This is a genomic window from Aeromonas sp. R1-2 (assembly GCF_040908505.1).
In the GTDB taxonomy this organism is placed as follows: Bacteria; Pseudomonadota; Gammaproteobacteria; order Enterobacterales; family Aeromonadaceae; genus Aeromonas; species Aeromonas veronii.
This window is the reverse complement of the sequence record NZ_JBFODU010000020.1, coordinates 81,671-99,573: the sequence shown is the minus strand read 5'-3', so window position 1 is coordinate 99,573 and position 17,903 is coordinate 81,671. Positions and strand designations below refer to the sequence as shown.

Sequence of the window (17,903 nt, the reverse complement as noted above, 5' to 3'; positions counted from 1 at the left end):
ACCATGTTTGAATTGACTATTACTCCGGGCGAGCTGGATCTTGCCACCCTGCGCCGCGTCAGCCGCGAGCCGGTACATGTTTCACTGGATCCGGCCGCGCTGCCGGGGATCCACGCCTCCGCCGCCGTGGTTACCAAGGTGATCGAACAGAACCGGGTGGTGTATGGCATCAACACCGGTTTTGGCCTGCTGGCCAACACCCGCATTCCGGTGGAGCAGCTGGACGAGCTGCAGCGCTCCATCGTGCTTTCCCATGCGGCAGGGATTGGCGAGTACATGGATGACGCTACCGTGCGGCTGATGATGGTGCTCAAGCTCAACTCGCTGGCGCGCGGCTTCTCCGGCATCCGGCTGACGGTGCTTGAGGCCTTGATGACCCTTATCAACGCCGAAGTCTATCCGGTAGTCCCGAAGAAGGGATCCGTCGGTGCCTCCGGCGATCTGGCGCCGCTGGCTCATATGAGCTGCCTGCTGATCGGTGAAGGCAAGGCCCGCCACAAGGGCGAGCTGATCGACGCCGCTACTGCGCTGAAAATTGCCGGGCTCGAGCCTATCGCGCTGGCGCCCAAAGAAGGATTGGCGCTGCTCAACGGCACTCAGGCGAGCACCGCCTTCGCGCTGGAAGGGCTGTTCCATGCCGAGGATCTCTATGCCGGTGCCATCACCATCGGCGCCATGAGCGTGGAGGCGGCGCTTGGCAGCCGCCGGCCGTTCGATGCACGCATCCACGTGGTGCGTGGTCAGCGCGGCCAGATCGACGCGGCCGCCTGCTATCGCCACCTGCTGGTGGATGGCAGCGAGATCGGCATGTCCCATCACAACTGCGAGAAGGTGCAGGATCCCTACTCATTGCGCTGCCAGCCGCAGGTGATGGGCGCCTGCCTGACCCAGATCCGCCACGCCGCCGAGGTGCTAGTGTGCGAGGCCAACGCGGTCTCCGACAACCCGCTGGTGTTTGCCGATGACGAGGAGATCATCTCCGGCGGCAACTTCCACGCAGAACCCGTGGCCTTCGCCGCCGACAATCTGGCGCTGGCCATCGCCGAAATCGGCTCGCTCTCCGAGCGGCGGATGGCACTGCTGATCGACTCGCGGATGTCCGGTCTGCCGGCGTTTCTGGTCAACAACGGCGGGGTGAATTCGGGCTTTATGATCGCCCAGGTCACCTCGGCGGCGCTGGCCTCCGAGAACAAGACTCTGGCTCATCCCGCTTCGGTGGACAGCCTGCCGACTTCGGCCAATCAGGAGGATCACGTCTCCATGGCGACCTTCGCTGGCCGCCGGCTTGCCGATATGGCCGAGAATACCCGTGGCATTCTGGCTGTTGAACTGCTGGCGGCGGCACAGGGGCTCGATTTTCGCGCGCCGCTGCGTAGTACCGAGCTGATCGAGCTGGCCAAGGGGCGACTGCGGACAGAGGTGAGCTTCTACGACAAAGACAGGCACTTCGCGCCGGATATCGAAGCGGCCGCCGCCCTGCTGGGCCGTGCCATCTACAACGATCTGATTCCGGCCGGGGTGCTGCCCAGCCTGTAAGCCTTGATCACCCTTCTCCCCTGGTGGGGGAAGGGTTGGGGATGAGGGGGAAGCCGCTTCACAGGCGCCGGTGAGAGCCGGGAGCAGATGACAAAAGACCGCCCAATCGGGCGGTCTTTGCATTTCTGGTGTTTGCTGAACGCGGTTATTCGTGTTCGAACATCAGGAACAGATAGACCACGAACAACACCAGATGGGTCGCACCATGGAGTACATTGGTGCGGCCGCTGCTGAAGGTCACTTTACAGACCATCAAGGTCGTGACCAGCAGCACCATATCGGCGGGGGAGAGGCCGAGGCGCACCTCCTGATCCAGCATGGAGCCGATAAAGAGCACGGCAGGCACGGTGAGGGCGATGGTGGCCAGCACAGAGCCGAAGTAGAGGTTCATTGCCCGCTGCAGCTGGTTGTTGAAGGCGGCTTTGATGGCGCCGACTGCTTCGGGGGCCAGCACGATGCAGGCCACGATAAAGCCGCCCAGTGCGGCGGGTGCTTCCATCACATGCACCCCGTAGTTGATGGGGATGGCCAGGGTCTTGGCCAGCAGGATCACTACCAGCAGGTAGGCGAGCAGCAGGATGGTGTGATAGACGTTGCTCTGCAGCGGGCCGTGGTGCTCCTCGTAATCCTCGTGATCGCTGTCGACGAAGAAGTGGCTGTGGCTGCGGGTCTGGATCAGCAGAAAGACCCCGTAGAGCAGGATTGAGATGATGATCAGCATCCACGACATGGCGCGCGACATACTGCCGATTGCACCGCCCTCGGTGAAGTTGGGCAGCACCAGACAGAGCAGGGCCAGCGGGATGATGGCCACCAGATAGGATTTCACTCCGTCCAGATTGAAGCTCTGGGTGTGGTAGCGCCAGCCGCCAAACAGCAGGGTGAAGCCCACCAGACCGGTACTCACCAACATCACTACCGCAAACATGGTATCGCGGGCCATGGTGGGGTTGGGTTCACCGGTCAGCATCACCGAGGAGATCATCACCACCTCCAGTGAGATGACCGAGAGGGTGAGGATCAGAGTGCCGAAGGGCTCGCCCAGCTTGATGGCGAGGGCATCGGAGTGGCGCACCACCGAGAAGATGGCCCAGGTGACGATGGCCAGTAATGCCGCCGAAACCGGAAGATAGATCCCGAGCGGAGTTGTCTCTGTCAGCAGGTCACTGCCCAGGGTCTTGAAAAAGAGCAGGGTCAGCAGGCCAACGGGCAGGGCAATCTCTTGCCGGATAACTGTCTTCATAGGCAATGGTTCTCTATTGGGGGTCTTGACGACCGGATGACATAAACAGGCTGCACGATTATCGGTTGCGCAATAACCGGCTCCTTATGATAAAGGTTGTTATCCCCGTCAGGGCAGATCATTTTGTTGCTGAATGTAAATAAGGGGTGGCAGGAGCCGCTTCGATTTCACCACTGAGCCGGGCTGGGTTACGGCGCTACCGCCAGCATCAACCTGATGATGTCGAACCGCTGGCCAAACTATTTCGCGGCTAGATCCTGCCATCTCTGCGTTAGCTGGCCTTCTGGTGTTGCAGCTGCCACTCCCGTTGCCAGTGGGTCAGTACCTTCAGCGGCATGGGTTTGCCGAAGAAGTAGCCCTGGATCAGATAGACGCCGTGCTGGCTCAGATAGTCGACCTGCAGCTGGCTCTCGACCCCTTCGGCGATCATCTCCATGCCCGATTCCCGACCGAAGATGATGATGGCATCCAGTACGCTGCGCTTGAGGTCGTTGGTGCCTATGGTATCGACGAACATCTTGTCGATCTTGATCTGGCGGATCCCCAGGCTCTGCAGGTAGGCAAAGCCGCCGTAGCCGGTACCGAAATCATCCAGCTTGAAGTGATACCCCATCTGTTGCAGCAGGGTGATCTCCTCGGTGGCCGCCTTGATGTCAAGGATCGGCTTGCGCTCCGTCAGCTCGAAGGTGAGTCGGGCGGGTGAGGGGTTTTGGCTGTGAGCGAGCAGGGTGCGCAGCAGGGGCTGCTCGATATGGGCCGCCACCAGATTGACGCTGACCCACTGCTCTGGCGCCAGCTGCGGCAGGTCGGTGATCACCTGCTCCAGCAACTGTTCGGTCATCGGCAGGATCAGCCCCTGCTCCTCTGCATATTCGATAAAGGTGCCCGGGGGGATCAGCTCGTTTCCCCGCTGCCAGCGCAGCAGCGCCTCGAATCCCACCACTTGGTGGGTACGGGCATCCACTATCGGCTGGTAGAGGGGGATAAATTCCTTGCGGATCAACCCTGTTTGCAGCAGTCCCTTGAGGGAGCGCCGATAGCTGCGCAGCAGCCAGTATGTGACGCTTAACAGGGCGCCGAGCGCGATTCCGAACCAGAGACCGTAGTGATTGAGTTGGTCATGGGCATATTGCTCCAGTGCTTTTCCCGCCCAGACAGTCTGTTTGGTGAGTTCATTGGGATCGAAGAAACTGAGGCTGATATTGCTCTCTTCCTGTTTGATCTCCTTGTCGCCACGGGGAAAGTGGACTGTGCTTGCATCGGTATCCTGTCGGCTGAACTCCAGATAGAAGCAGTGGCTGCAGGGGTGTTGCAGCAGGTCGTGGCTCCAGCTGTTATCCAGCACCCAGTAGGCGAGGTTGTCACCGGATCGGTAAAAGGCCACCAGCTCCTGTTCTGTATTGTATTTGGCCACTGTGGCGGTGATCCCCAGTTTGCCGAACTTCTGCCCGCTGTTCTGGAGCTCTTTGATCAGCGGGATCTCCACCCCCAAGCTGGAGCAGCTGTTGCCGGAGGCGAGCTCCAACCCTTGCAGGCGGATATGAGCGCTGTAGAAGCGCGGATCGCGCAGCAGCTCCATGTCTTTGGCGCCGCAGTTGAACTCAAATTGTGCCAGTTGTTTGTTGATGGCGGCATCCAGCTCCCGGTGGCGTACGGCCATGGCTCCCTTGAGCTCGGCAACCTTCTCTTCCAGCATATGAAAGGCCATCGGCTTGGCAAACCACAGGCCGAGAAACTGGCTGCCCACGACAGGCAGGACGAACAGCAACAGAGCGATCCAGACGGGTGATTTACGCAAAGGAAGTACCTGCCAGTTTCATGAGACACAAATGGACTTAGCCATCATAGAGCATTAGTGCAATCAATTTGAGTCCGACTTGTCACACTTGTTGATTGATTTTTTAACTACATGATTTTAAATGTGTTTATTATTAACTTTGGCTAGATTCAATCGCTGACCTGTCATAAATGACAATTGCTCAGCTTATCCGAACTGCATTAGAGTAGCCCTGCGGTTTGACTCACCGTGTGTTCAATACTCCTGTATCTGTTTTTTGTCAGTAGCACAGAGTGTTAGTTTTGATATGAGTGTTCCTTTTGGTCCCCTTTGAGGGACCATTTTTCTGCCTGTCATCCCGCCCTTTCCCGCGTCTGTAGCCCGTCATCCTTGGTATTCTTCCTCTGCTTTGGGTTATGCTTGCCCGCTTAAATTGCAGAAGCGGGATCTTCATCCATAGCTGTGGCCCGATCGCCGCTGCTACCATGAGGCGACATGGATGATGCTGGGCATACGGAAAGGCGCATGAAACTTACTACACAGCTTGTCTCATTTATCACCCTTTGCGTGATCGCAGCCATGGCGACCGTGCTGATTGGCGGGGTGTTCAGCTTTCGCGAGCTGGGCATGGAGTTGCAGCAAAAGAAGGTCGATGCGCTGGTCGAAGTGATCGACAAGCAGCTCGATGTTGCTCACGACATGGAAGATATGAGCCACTGGCTGCCCACCCTGCTGCGTGCTGCCCATGTGGTAGAGCTGGAGGTGCGCCAGAATAACCAGCGGGTCTACTGGTTCCGCGATGTGCGCAATCCGGTCGACGAACAGCTGCTGGTGCCATACAGCCACCCGCTGCCCCATCAGGCCGGCATGCAGGCCAATTTCAAACTGGAGCGCCCCTTCAAGGAGGCGGAATACTCCATCAAGGCGATGTCCGGCATCTCGCTGGGTATCTTTATCGTGGTGTTCGGTCTCTGGTACTCCATCCGCTGGCTGCGCCAGCAGTTGCGCGGGGCCGAGCTGCTGGGCATTCGCGCTCAGCTGATCCTCGATGACAAACTTTCCAAACTGAGTCATGACCCCGCCGAAGAGTGGCCGGTGGCCGCCAGTCAGGCCCTCGATCATCTGCTCGCCGAGCTGGCGGATGCCCGCAAGGAGCGCAGCCGCTTCGACAACTTCATTCGCAGCAACGCCTTCGTCGACAAGATGACCGGCATCGGCAACCGGCTGTTTTTCGACAACCGGCTGGAGAGCGCCATCATGGAGGCGAGCGTGATGAGCGGCGGCGTGCTGTTGATCGATCTCGCCTGTCTGGAGGAGCTGGAGGCTGATCAGTTCGAGCTGCTGGGGCACGATTTGATGATGGAGGCGAGCGCCACCATAGGTGCCTTCGTGCGCAAGCATAACGGCGCCCTGCAGGCCCGCTACGCCGGTCAGGTTTTTGCGGTGTTGCTGCCCAATATGTCCGAGAGCGAGATGGTGGATAGCGCCAGCCAGCTGCTCAAGAGCCTGCAACGGCTGCATTGGCCGCAGGAGGTTAACCCGGAGACGGCGGTCTATCTCGGCGCAGTCTGTTATCAGGCACAAGACAGCCTGCTCAAGGTGCAGGAGGAGGCGGAGCTGGCCCTCAAGAGCGCCCGTCTGCAAGGGCACAACGGCTGGTTCCTCTACGAGAAGCAGCTGGATGAGGAGCAGAGCAGCAAGGGGACGGTACGCTGGCGCACCCTGATCAGCCGCCGTCTCGAAGAGCACGGCATCGAATTTTACACCCAGCCGATCCAGCAGGATCGGGGGCAGGTGGTGTTGCAGCAGGAGCTGCTCACCTATCTGCACGACGAGCAGGGACGGGCTTTGCAGGCGGGGATCTTCATGCCGATGGCGGAGAAGGTGGGCCTGTTACTGCAACTGGATCGGCTGGTGGCGGAGCAGACCCTAGCCCTGCTGCGCCAGCGTTCCGAGCAGAGCTGCCCCATCAGCCTGACCCTCAGTGCCCAGAGCCTGCTCAACCGCGAGTTCCAGCGCTGGCTCTTCTTCGCCCTGTTCCAGCTGCCGCGCAGCACCAACGAGCGGCTGATCCTGCAACTCTCGGAATCCCAAGTGACCCGTCACTTCGAGGCGCTCAAGCGGCCGCTGCGCTCCTTGCGGATGCTGGGCTGCCAGCTGGCCATCGATCATGCCGGTCAGGATGTGGTGAGCACCCAGTACATCAAGGAGTTCGAGATCAACTTTCTCAAGCTGCACCCCAGTCTGGTGCGGGAGATCCATGCCCGTCAGGTCAACCAGATGGCGGTGCGCAGTCTGGTGGGGGGCTGCGCCAACACCCGCACCCGGGTGCTGGCAGTGGGGGTGGAGAGTGGCGACGAGTGGAAGATGCTGCGCCACCTCGGGGTGCATGCCGGGCAGGGACCCTGGTTTGCCGAGCCCCAGCGGCTGGTGCTGGAACCGGCTGGTGATTGAAATAAACAAGAGAGGGTCGCCTTGGGGCGACCCTCTCTTGTTTGCGATGCTGTTTGCGGTTGCCGTAAGGCAGGGATCACAGTCGCCCCTGCTCCCGCAGCCCGGCGAGCCCTTGCATGCCGCCAGTGTGGATAAAGACAATCTTGCTGCCGGGGGCGATACGGCCTGCCGCCAGCTCGCGAAACAGACCCCACATTGCTTTGCCGCTGTAGATGGGTTCAAGGGGCAGATCGGTTGTGGCGCTGAAATCCTGCACCCACTGCCAGAGGGCCGGGCTGAATTTGGCGTAGCCACCATCGTGGTGATCGAGCGCGATGCGCCAGTCGGGGATATTGGCTGCCGCGGGATGGAGGCGACACACCTCGTCAGCGATAAAGCCGCCTCCTTTCAGTACCGCAATGGCGAGGATCTGCTCCCGATCCCTTTTGCCGGCGATCAGGCCCGCCAGGGTGCCGCCGCTGGCGCAGGGCAGTACCCAGAGATCCGGCGAGAAGGGCACCTCGCCGACCAGTTCCGCCACGCCGGGGATGGCCAGCGGGCTGCTACCCCCTTCCGGCACGATCAGGGTATCGGGTGCATCGAATTGGGCCAGCCAGTCGGGATCCTGCCGTCGCCGGTAACTCTGGCGGTCGACAAAAACGAGATCCATGCCCCAGTGCCGGGCATCCCGCAGGGTAGAGTTACTGACGGCGTCATATTCGCCCCGTATGATACCGGTAGTACGAAGACCAGATTGGCACCCCGCGGCCGCCAGCGCGTGGATATGATTGGAGTAGGCGCCGCCAAACGAGAGCAGATGCTGTTTGCCATGCTCTTTGGCATGCAGCAGGTGGTACTTGAGCTTGCGCCACTTGTTGCCGGAGATGGCCGGATGGATCAGATCATCCCGCTTGCACCACAGCTCGACCCCATAGCGGGTCAGCAACGGATGGTGGAGGCGTTGCAAGGGGGAAGGGAGGATGGCTTGACCCTCTGACTCGGCGGAAAGGTTGGCTTGCAATGGTGAGTCCGTCTTTTAATCTGGAGGCTAATCTGCTGTTTATGTTAATATTTCATACATTTAATCACTATTGATGGGCGGGCTTACATGAAACAACTGTTCAGACGGTCGACGCCAAGCCGCCAGGTCGGGCTCTTGCTGGCCAATGACAGGATCATGCTGGCTGCGGTGGGCAATCCCCCCGTCTTCGCGACGCGCACCATCAACGGCCCGCAGGAGTGGGCAGTGGCCATGAACGAGCTGTTCAGCCGTCATGGGCTGGCCAAGTCTATGGTGCGGGTGGCCCTCGCCGCCAGCCTTTATCAACAGATCCAGATCGACAAGCCTGCCGTGCCTGACGCCGAGATGGCGGGGGCGCTCCCCTGGGCCATCAAGGATTATGTCAGCGAACCCGTGCTGCAACTGGCGATGGATTATGTGGACTTGCCCACCCCGCCTGCCGGTCGTCCTCGCATCAATGTGATTTGCCTGCCCAAGAGCCGGGTGCAACAGCTGGCCGATGCCATCAACGGCATCGCCACCCTGCAATCCATCATCAGCGACGAATTGGCGCTCACCTCTCTCTATGACGCGGATGACACGGTGCGCATGCTGCTGTGGCAGCCCAAGGGGCAGGATCTGCAACTGCTGGTCTTCCATCAGGGCGGGCTCTGCTTCTCCCGCCAGCTGCGCGGTTTTACCAGCCTGACTGGCGAACATGAGCCGGACAGCATGCTGCTCGATTCACTGGCGCTGGAGATCCAGCGCTCCCTCGACTATCTGGCGGGCCAGCTGAAATTGCCCGAGCTGGGGCAGATGCAGTTTGCCGTCGCCTCGCCCTTTATCGGTACCCTGGTGCGCCACATGGAGCAGACCTTCGGCTTTGCCGTCTCCGCCATGGCCAACAAGGCGGTGCTGGCCGGCGTTGAGTACCTGTCGGCCTATGCGGCCGCCATCGGGGAGGATGCGTGATGAAACGTCAGATAAACCTCTATGGCGCCGAGTTTCGCCCCAAGCGGCAGTGGGCCAGCCTCAATCAGATGGCGCTGGTATGGGGCTTTGCGCTGCTGCTGATCCTGTTGACGGGTGTCGGTTACAGCTGGCAGCAGCAGCAGGTCAGCCGGGCGCTGGCGCAGCGCTCTGCCGAGCTGGAACTCAAGCGCAGCGAGGCGCAGCGGCTCGATGCCGAGCTGGCGCGCCATCAGGCAGATCCTTGGCTGCAACAGCAACTGGTCAACAAGCAGGATGAGCTGACGGCCAAGCAGGGGCTGATGCGCCAATTGGGCAGCCTGACCCTGCAAAAATCCCAGGGCTATGCCAGCGTGATGGCGGATCTTTCCCGCATTCGCAACAGTAACCTCTCGTTGCAGCGCATCGAGATCAACGACGGGCGGATCAACCTCTCCGGCTTTGCCGGACGCAGTCAGGATGTGCCGGCTTGGGTCAACCGCTTCAAGCAGACCCCGAGTCTGGTGGGCAAGGAGTTTGGTGAATTGACCCTCGGCCGTGACAAGGAGGGTCGCCTGACCTTCCAGTTGAGCGGCATTGCGCGGGAGAAACCCTGATGAACCTGAAAGCACAATGGCAGGCATGGGGCCAGCGTATCGCCGTGTTGAGCCAGCGGGAGCGGGTGTTGATCCTGCTGACTGGTCTGGTGCTGCTGGGCGCGGCCGGACTCTACGGCTGGATCGATGGTGCCGATACCCGTCTGCAACAGGATCGCATGGCCCTGAGCGCCGCCGAGCGCGACCTCGAGATCATCGAGCTGGAAAACCTCGGCAAGCAGGCCCGGCTCAAGCGGGATCCCAATCAGGGAGTTCGCGACCAGCTGGCGCAGGTCGAGGCGGATCTGGCCCGGATCGACGATGAGCTCAAGGCCCAGACCGTCGATCTGATCCCGGCGCACGAGATGCCGCTAGTGCTGGAGGCGCTGCTCTCCCGCTCCGCCAATCTCCATATGCTGGCCCTCAGTTCGCTGGAGCCGACCCCGCTGATGGCGGGGGAGCAGAAGGTCAATCTCTACAAGCATGGTATCCGGCTTCAGCTTGAAGGCGGCTATTTCGATGTGTATCAATATCTTAAAGCGCTGGAAGCCTTGCCGCGCCACTTCTACTGGAAGCAGTTCGACTATCAGGTCAAAGCCTATCCCGGCGCGGTGGTGGAGATGGAGATCTACACCCTGAGTACCAGCAAGGAGTTTATCCGTGGCTAGAGTGTTTGCGTTGTGCTGTTGCCTGTTCAGCTTGCTGGTACAGGCGGAGCAGATCGAGGTATTGCAGGATCCCACCGCGCCACTGGCTGATGTGGCGGTTGGCGCCCGTGCGACCAGCGAGAGCAGCGCCGGTTTGCCGAAGCTGCAGAGTGTCGTGCTGGGCAATGGCCCGGCACTGGCGGTACTCAATGGCAAGAGTTATCGGGTCGGACAACAGGTGGACGGCTATACGCTGGTGGCCATCAATGCCGATGCCGTGGTGCTGGAAAAGGCGGGAAAACGCCATGCGGTAACACTGTTTGCCAGCAAGATCCGGGTTTGAGTCGTGCTTGCCTCTCGAGAGGTGAATCGGCTTTATCGAGTTTAATTGCAAGTCAGGGTGCCCTAATTACATGAAAAAACACCGTCTCTGTCTGATCACCGTGGCCATGATGGCTGCAGGCTGTACCACGTATCAGCACCCCGAGCCGACCCAGGCCAAGGATGCCCTCAAACAGGCCATGAACGAACAGCAGAAACAGGCTGCCCCTCTGACCGCGTTGCCCAAATCGGTGCAAAGTGAATTGCTGCAGCTGAACCGGCCGCAGATGCCGGTCGGCATGCCGGAGAAGCGGCTGCGTATCGCGGCTCACGACGTGGAGGCGGTAGAGTTTTTCGGTTCCCTGTTCAAGGGCTCCCGCTACAGCGTGGCGGTTCACCCCGGGGTGGCCGGGCTGGTCTCCGTCGAGCTCAAGGATGTGACTCTGCCAGAGGTGCTGGCGGTGGTGGGCGACATGTACGGCTTCGACGTGCAGCGCAAGGGCAATGTCTTCCATATCTATCCGGCGGGTCTGCGTACCGAAACCATCCCGGTCAACTACCTGATGATGTCCCGTCGTGGTCTCTCGCGCACCTCGGTCAGCACCGGCGGGGTGACGGCCAATGACAGCAATAACAGCAGCGACAGCAGTTTTGACAGTGCATCGAACAACAACAGCACCAATAACTCCTCCGGCAACAACTCGAACGGCGATAGCAACAACGGCACCCGTATCGAAACCGACACCAACAGCGACTACTGGACTGATCTGCGCGACTCCCTGCAGACCCTGATTGGCACGGGTGACGGTCGCGCGGTGATCACCAGCCCGCAGGCGGGTCTGGTCACCATCCGCGCCTACCCGAAAGAGCTCAAGGCAGTGCGTGAATTCCTGACTCAGTCCGAGAGTCACCTCAAGCGGCAGGTGGTGCTGGAGGCGCGGATCATCGAAGTTGCCCTCAATGAAGGGTATGAGCAGGGGGTGGACTGGAGCGGTCTCTCTGCCAGCTGGGATGGCAACAAGGGGATTACCGGTGGCAAGTCGTTGGCCAATACCCAGTTGCCTTCCACCCCCAACCAGATCTTTACTGCGCTCGGGGGGGGGGCTGGCTTTACCATCTCTGATGGCAACTTCAATGTAGCGGTTAACCTGCTCAAGACCCAGGGTGATGTGAATACCCTCTCCAGTCCCCGTGTCACCGCGACCAACAACCAGAAGGCGGTGATCAAGGTGGGGACGGACGAGTATTACGTCACCAATGCGTCCACCACCATTACCACTACCTCGACGGGCACAGACAAGACACCTAACGTGGAGCTGACCCCCTTCTTCTCCGGTATAGCGCTGGACGTAACGCCGCAGATCGATGAAGAGGGGAAGGTGCTGCTGCATATCCATCCCTCGGTTATCGATACCGAAGAGCAAAACAAGGTAATCGACATGGGTACCTCGGGTGGCAAGTTGCAACTGCCGCTCGCCAAGAGCTCGATCCGCGAATCCGATACCGTGGTGCAGGCCAATAACGGTGACATCATCGTTATCGGCGGTCTGATGAAGACCGACAAGCAGGAGATCGTCAGCAAGGTGCCGCTGCTGGGGGATATTCCCTGGGTGGGTGAAGCCTTTACCAACCGCCGAGAGAGCACCAAGAAGGTGGAGCTGGTGATCATGCTCAAACCGACCGTGGTGGAGAAAGATACCTGGCAAAACGAGCTGCAACGCTCTTCCGAGCTGCTCGACAAGTGGTATCCGGCCAAGGGCTGACCCATGACACCAGATGCGGTCACCCTTATCCCGAACGGCCTGTGCAGTATTGACTGCACAGGCTGCTTGCTTGCCGTGGCAGGTGAGGTCTCATGTACCTGACCCACTTCGGCCTGCAGGAGGCACCGTTCAGCCTCACTCCCAATACCTGCTTCTACTACGGCCTGCCGCCTCACGAAGAGGCGCTGCAGGTGCTGAACTGGGCGCTGGCGCAGGGGGAGGGCTTTATCAAGGTGACCGGCGAGGTGGGCACCGGCAAGACCCTGCTCTGCCGCAAGCTGCTCAGCGAGCTGGGCTCGGAAGCGCGTCCGGTGCGGCTTGCCTGGTTGCCCAATCCCCACCTCACTCCGGCCGAACTGCGCATCGCGCTGGCGCTGGAGCTGGGGTTGGCGGTACGGGATCAGAGCGAGCTGGATCTGACCGATCGTATCCATCGTCACCTGATCAGTCTGCACCAGCAGGGCAGCCGGGTGGTGGTGCTGATCGACGAGGCGCAAGCGCTGCCGGACGAGACGCTGGAGGCGATCCGCCTGTTCGGCAATCTCGAGACCGAATCGAGCAAGCTGCTGCAGATCGTGCTGTTCGGCCAGCCGGAGCTGGATGCCAGACTGGCCAAGCCGCATCTGCGCCAATTGCGCCAGCGGATTGGCTTCTCCTACTGCCTGCGGCCGCTGCGTTTTGACGAGACCCGCGCCTATCTGGAGCACAGATTGCAGGTCTCCGGTTACCGCGGGGCACCGCTGTTTGCAGGTCGCGCCATGCGCCTGTTGTGGCGCGCATCGCGAGGGATCCCGAGACTGATCAATATCCTGGCGCAGAAGTGCCTGATGCTGGCCTATGGTCAGGGTGTGCGTCAGGTCGATAGCCGTCTGGTGCGGCTCGCCATTCGCGATACCGACGATGCCCGCCGCTTTGCGCCACGGCGCTGGTGGCCCCTGTTACTGTTGCTGGGGTGCGCCCTGGCTTATGGAGTCTGGCCATGAGCGTTATCAACCAGATGCTGAAAGATCTGGATCGGCGCCAGCAAGGATCCGAAGGTGCTGCCGTCTATATTGCCCCTGCGCGCCAGCAGGGATGGTGGATGTTGCTGCTGACCCTGATCTGCGGTCTGGCACTGGGGATCCTTGGTTGGCGAACCTGGATCTACTGGCAGCAGACCCAACCCGTGACGGCTGCCAGCGAAGTGGTCGCCCCCGATGTGGTGGCAAGGGCCGCCGCGCCCGTCAGTCAGCCCGAGCCGGTCGAGGTGGCGGCCGCGCTGCCGCTGCCAAGTCAGGACGAGGTGAATGATGAGGTCGGGGGATATGACTCTGGCGACACGGCCGACGGTGCACCCTTTGATGCCTCCAGCGATGTTGACGAGTCCGAGCCGACCGATGAAGAGCTGCAGCCCGAGCTTTACGCCGAACTGGCGGCAGAGCAGCAGGCAGTCGCCAGCGCGCCGCGCAAGCCGAGCGTATTGAAGATCGAGACGGTCGAGCTGTCGGCCAAGGAGCTGGCGGCACTGGCGGAGCGCAAGGCGACGACCGCCATGGCCAAGGGAAGCCTGCGGGATGCGCAGGACAACTACTATCAGGTGCTGGCCCACGACCCCTACAACCAGGGGGCGCGCGAGCAGCTGGCGGGGCTGCTCTACGGCGAGGGCCGCCTGACCGAGGCGCGTCAGCTGCTGGAAGAGGGGATCCGGCTCGATCCCCAACAGGCCGATTTTCGTCTGCTGCTGGCCCGCCTTGCCATCAGCGAGGGGCAACAGCAGCAGGCGCTTGGCTGGCTGTCCGGCTATCAGCCGGATCTCGCCAGCAACATGGACTATTACGCGACCTGGGCCGGGCTGACTCAGGAGCTGGGCCAGAATGCCGATGCGGCGGCGCTCTATGTGAAGCTGCTGCGTCAGCAGCCGGATCAGGGCCGCTGGTGGCTTGGTCTCGGCGTGGCCGAGGATGGTCAGGGTCACAGCCAGCGGGCGCTCGATGCCTATCGCAACGCTTTGTTGCACGGCAACCTCGGCGAGGCGTCGACCAACTGGCTGGAACAACGAATTGGTCAACTAACCCCTTGATAAACAGCAGGTTCGATTAGCTAAGCCTAATCGGATGCGGCAACGGGTGTGAAGTAACAGAGATCGGAGCAAACATGGCACAACCCAGACTGAAAATGCGCCTCGGCGACCTGCTGGTACAAGAGCAGATCATCTCTGATGATCAGCTGCAGCTTGCCCTGCAGCAGCAGCGTCAGACCGGCCGCAAGCTGGGCACCACCCTCATCGACCTCGGCTTTATCAGCGAGGTGCAGCTGTTGCAGTTCCTCGCCCGCCAGCTGGATGTGCCCTTCTTCGATCTCAACAACCTCACCATCGACGCCGCCGCGGTGCCGCTGCTGCCCGAAGTGCAGGCGCGCCGTTATCGAGCGCTGGCGGTCAACCTTACCGACGACAAGGTGACGGTGGCCATGTCGGATCCGGCTGATCTGAGCGCACTGGATGCCATCGCGGCCCTGCTCAGCCCGCGCATCATGGTGCTGGCGGTGGCGCGGGAAGGGCAGTTGCTGGAGTATTTCGACCGCCTCTATCGCCGGACCCGCGAGATCGAGAGCTTCGCCGAACAGCTGCAGGAGGAGTATCAGGACTCCGGCTTCGAGCTGGGCTCCAGCAATCTGGGGGCTAACGATGAGGGGGAGGCGACGGTGGCCAAGCTGCTGCGCTCCCTGTTCGAGGATGCGGTGCAGGTAGGTGCGTCGGATATCCACATCGAACCGGACGAGAAGGTGCTGCGCATTCGCCAGCGGATCGACGGCATCCTCCACGAGAACATCCTCAACGAGGTGCGCATCGCCCAGGCGCTGGTGCTGCGCCTCAAGCTGGTGGCGGGGCTCGATATCTCCGAGAAGCGCTTGCCGCAGGATGGCCGTTTCAATATGAAGGTGCGCGGTCGAGATGTGGATGTGCGGATGTCCACCATGCCGGTGCAGTATGGCGAGTCTGTGGTGATGCGTCTGCTGGATCAATCCTCCGGCATTCTGTCGCTGACCGAGACCGGCATGCCGCCTGAGATCCTGACCCGTTTCCGTCGCCAGCTCAAACGCCCGCACGGCATGATCCTGGTGACCGGCCCGACCGGTAGCGGCAAGACCACCACCCTCTATGGCGCCCTCTCCGAGCTCAACCAGTCCAGCAACAAGATCATCACGGTAGAAGACCCGGTGGAGTATCGTCTTTCCCGCGTCAATCAGGTGCAGGTCAACCCCAAGATCGGCCTCACCTTCTCCAACGTGCTGCGCTCCACCCTGCGTCAGGATCCGGACATCCTGCTGGTGGGTGAGATGCGTGACAACGAGACGGTAGAGATCGGTCTGCGTGGCGCCATCACAGGTCACCTGGTGCTGACCACCTTGCACACCAACGATGCGGTGACCAGTGCCTTGCGCCTTATCGACATGGGGGCGCCCGGCTATCTGGTGGCGAGCGCCCTGCGGGCGGTGGTCGCCCAGCGGCTGGTGCGGCGGGTATGTGAACACTGCGTTGAGGAGAAGGCGCCCGACGAAGGGCAGGCCACCTGGCTCACCGTACTCTCCGGCGAGGCGCCTGGCCAACACACCTATCACAAGGGCCGGGGTTGCCAGAGCTGCAACTTTACCGGTTATTCCGGCCGGATCGGGGTCTACGAGCTGCTGGAGCTGGATCAGCCGATGATGGATGCCCTGCGCCGCAACGATGCGGAAGGGTTCGCCAAGGCGGCCCGTCAACACGAACACTATCGGCCGCTGGCCCTCACAGCCCTCGATTATGCCCGTCAGGGGATCACCTCGGTGGACGAGGTGCTGCGACTGGCCGAGGATTTGGGGTAAGCGATGGCTAACTTTGCCTACAAGGGGCGTGACAGCCAGGGCAACGCCACCAGTGGCGTGGTAGAAGCGGCCAACGAGATGGCGGCCGCCGAGCAGCTGATGCGCCGTGGCGTGATGCCCACCGAGCTCAAACCGGGCAAGGCCAAGTCCGCCGCCATCGACTGGTCACTGTTGCTGGAAGGGGGCGTCAAGCTGGACGAGCTGGTGATCTTCAGCCGCCAGATGTATGCCCTGACCCGGGCCGGGATCCCGATCCTGCGCGCCATCGCCGGGCTGGAGGAGAGCACTCACAGCAAGCCGCTCAAGCGGGCGCTTCACTCGCTGGGGGAAGATCTCGGCAACGGTCGTCCGCTGTCGAGCTCGATGCAGGCGCACCCCAAGGTATTCAGCAGCCTGTTCGTCGCCATCATCCATGTGGGTGAGAACACAGGTCAGCTGGAAGAGTCCTTTTTGCAGCTCGCCAACTATTTCGAGCTGGAGCTGGAGACTCGCAAGCGGATCAAGACTGCCATGCGCTACCCCAGCTTCGTGATGATCGCCATCGGTATCGCCATGGTGATCCTCAATATCATGGTGATCCCGGTGTTTGCCGGCATGTTCGCCAAATTCGGGGTGGAGTTGCCGCTGGCGACCCGCATTCTGCTAGCGACTTCCCACTTTTTCGTCCACTACTGGTGGCTGCTGCTCGCCATTCTGGCTGGGATGGTGTTCGGCTGGCGCCGCTGGGTCGCCACCACCAAGGGCAAGCTGACCTGGCACCGCTGGCAGCTCAAGTTGCCGATCGTCGGCACTATCATAGAGCGCTCCCTGCTGGCCCGTTTTGCTCGCAGTTTTTCCATGATGCTCAAAGCCGGGGTGCCGCTGAACACGGCGCTGACCCTGGTGGCCGATGCAGTAGATAACGCTTATATGGCGGGACGGGTGCGGGATATGCGCGCCGGTATCGAGCGGGGCGAGAGCCTGCTTCGCACTGCCAGCAGCAGCGGCCTGTTCACCCCGCTGGTGATGCAGATGATCGCCGTGGGGGAGGAGACCGGTCAGGTCGATGACCTGCTGCACGAAGCGGCCGAGTATTACGAGCGGGAGGTGGATTATGACCTCAAGAGTCTCACCGCCCGCATCGAGCCGATTCTGATCGGGATCGTGGCAGTAATGGTGTTGATCCTGGCGCTGGGTATCTTCACGCCTATGTGGGACATGATGCGCGCAGTTCGCGGCAAGTAATCTTGCTGGAACTGGATATCTTCACGCCTGGGTGGTGGGACATGATGCAAGCCGTAAGAGACAAGTGAGCGGTGGAGTCGAGGGCTGGATGAACAGACAGACGCAGCAGGATGATCGCTGGCTGACCGGATATCGGCGGATCGCCGTGATCATCCTGTTGATGGTGATTGTGGCGACCCTGGTGCGCAGCTATCAGGTCCACCGGGAAGAGGCGCAGCAGCTCACTCTCACCTTGCTGGGGGAACAATTTGCCGAGCGGGCACAGCGTTTGCACGGCATTTGGCTCGATGAGCGGCGCCCGCAGACACTGCATGCCGCCGGCAAGGGGTGGCAGTTTGATGCCCGAGGGTGGCCCTTGGGGCTGGTGCCGCTGCAATCTCCTTCGGAAAATTGCCGTCAGTTGTGGCTGGCACTGATGGGTGAGACGAAGGGGGGCATGCCTCCCCTGCAGGTTCTGGCCCGCCCCGATGGCAGTGGTTGCGAGATGGGGTGGGATGGTTATTGGCTGGTTTATCAGTTTTCTGACGGGCGGGTGATGAAAAAGCCTTGAATGAAACTAATCATATGACCCA

General features: G+C 61.0%; 15 protein-coding genes. 12 read left to right on the top strand and 3 right to left on the bottom strand.

Going from position 1 to position 17,903, the window contains the following annotated elements; all coding sequences use genetic code 11:
- Window positions 1-3 precede the first annotated feature (3 nt).
- Window positions 4-1,536, top strand: coding sequence for a histidine ammonia-lyase (gene hutH, locus AB5Y76_RS08370; RefSeq protein WP_263718194.1), 1,533 nt, complete (start codon window positions 4-6; stop codon window positions 1,534-1,536).
- Between the two features lie 145 nt (window positions 1,537-1,681).
- Here the strand turns inward: hutH and AB5Y76_RS08365 are convergent, their stop codons facing one another.
- Both AB5Y76_RS08365 and AB5Y76_RS08360 read right to left on the bottom strand, forming a co-directional pair.
- A complete protein-coding gene (locus AB5Y76_RS08365) occupies window positions 1,682-2,779 on the bottom strand; it encodes a calcium:proton antiporter (RefSeq protein ID WP_005348596.1) in 1,098 nt (365 codons plus the stop codon).
- Between the two features lie 271 nt (window positions 2,780-3,050).
- The gene (locus tag AB5Y76_RS08360; RefSeq protein WP_263718191.1) at window positions 3,051-4,577 is read right to left on the bottom strand and encodes an EAL domain-containing protein; all 1,527 of its coding nucleotides are present in this window, start codon (window positions 4,575-4,577) and stop codon (window positions 3,051-3,053) included.
- A gap of 504 nt (window positions 4,578-5,081) precedes the next feature.
- Between AB5Y76_RS08360 and AB5Y76_RS08355 the strand changes: the two genes are divergently transcribed.
- Window positions 5,082-7,010 carry an EAL domain-containing protein gene (locus AB5Y76_RS08355; RefSeq protein ID WP_042081406.1) on the top strand — a complete coding sequence of 643 codons (1,929 nt, stop codon included), beginning with the start codon at window positions 5,082-5,084 and terminating at the stop codon, window positions 7,008-7,010.
- A 76-nt stretch (window positions 7,011-7,086) separates the two neighbouring features.
- On the opposite strand, the gene AB5Y76_RS08350 is transcribed toward AB5Y76_RS08355, so the two are convergent.
- Window positions 7,087-8,010 carry a 1-aminocyclopropane-1-carboxylate deaminase/D-cysteine desulfhydrase gene (locus AB5Y76_RS08350; RefSeq protein ID WP_263718188.1) on the bottom strand — a complete coding sequence of 308 codons (924 nt, stop codon included), beginning with the start codon at window positions 8,008-8,010 and terminating at the stop codon, window positions 7,087-7,089.
- Window positions 8,011-8,097: 87 nt separating this feature from the next.
- Between AB5Y76_RS08350 and AB5Y76_RS08345 the strand changes: the two genes are divergently transcribed.
- The 10 genes from AB5Y76_RS08345 (at window position 8,098) to AB5Y76_RS08300 (ending at window position 17,881) form a co-directional block, all read left to right on the top strand.
- On the top strand, window positions 8,098-8,961 hold the full coding sequence (locus AB5Y76_RS08345) for an MSHA biogenesis protein MshI (protein ID WP_263718186.1): 864 nt from the start codon (window positions 8,098-8,100) through the stop codon (window positions 8,959-8,961).
- Window positions 8,961-9,554: a PilN domain-containing protein gene (locus tag AB5Y76_RS08340; protein ID WP_263718184.1), complete on the top strand. Its 594-nt coding sequence runs from the start codon at window positions 8,961-8,963 to the stop codon at window positions 9,552-9,554. Before AB5Y76_RS08345 ends, AB5Y76_RS08340 begins: the two co-directional genes overlap by 1 nt.
- The gene (locus AB5Y76_RS08335; RefSeq protein ID WP_263718182.1) at window positions 9,554-10,201 is read left to right on the top strand and encodes an MSHA biogenesis protein MshJ; all 648 of its coding nucleotides are present in this window, start codon (window positions 9,554-9,556) and stop codon (window positions 10,199-10,201) included. Before AB5Y76_RS08340 ends, AB5Y76_RS08335 begins: the two co-directional genes overlap by 1 nt.
- The gene (locus AB5Y76_RS08330) at window positions 10,194-10,523 is read left to right on the top strand and encodes an MSHA biogenesis protein MshK (protein ID WP_263718181.1); all 330 of its coding nucleotides are present in this window, start codon (window positions 10,194-10,196) and stop codon (window positions 10,521-10,523) included. The genes AB5Y76_RS08335 and AB5Y76_RS08330 overlap by 8 nt, the downstream gene beginning before the upstream one ends.
- Before the next feature lie 70 nt (window positions 10,524-10,593).
- Entirely contained in the window at window positions 10,594-12,264 is a 1,671-nt protein-coding gene (mshL, locus tag AB5Y76_RS08325; RefSeq protein ID WP_263718180.1) for a pilus (MSHA type) biogenesis protein MshL, read from the top strand.
- A gap of 92 nt (window positions 12,265-12,356) precedes the next feature.
- Complete coding sequence (mshM, locus tag AB5Y76_RS08320) at window positions 12,357-13,247, top strand: MSHA fimbrial biogenesis protein MshM (protein WP_263718178.1); 891 nt, start codon at window positions 12,357-12,359, stop codon at window positions 13,245-13,247.
- Window positions 13,244-14,323, top strand: a complete 1,080-nt coding sequence (locus AB5Y76_RS08315; RefSeq protein WP_263718176.1) for a tetratricopeptide repeat protein — start codon at window positions 13,244-13,246, stop codon at window positions 14,321-14,323. The genes mshM and AB5Y76_RS08315 overlap by 4 nt, the downstream gene beginning before the upstream one ends.
- A 74-nt stretch (window positions 14,324-14,397) precedes the next feature.
- Window positions 14,398-16,107 (top strand): MSHA fimbrial ATPase MshE, encoded by a 1,710-nt coding sequence (mshE, locus tag AB5Y76_RS08310; RefSeq protein ID WP_005340025.1) that lies wholly within the window; start codon window positions 14,398-14,400, stop codon window positions 16,105-16,107.
- Window positions 16,108-16,110: 3 nt separating this feature from the next.
- Window positions 16,111-17,331, top strand: coding sequence for a type II secretion system F family protein (locus tag AB5Y76_RS08305; RefSeq protein WP_043826246.1), 1,221 nt, complete (start codon window positions 16,111-16,113; stop codon window positions 17,329-17,331).
- Window positions 17,332-17,419: 88 nt separating this feature from the next.
- Window positions 17,420-17,881, top strand: a complete 462-nt coding sequence (locus tag AB5Y76_RS08300; protein ID WP_263718172.1) for a hypothetical protein — start codon at window positions 17,420-17,422, stop codon at window positions 17,879-17,881.
- Window positions 17,882-17,903 lie beyond the last annotated feature (22 nt).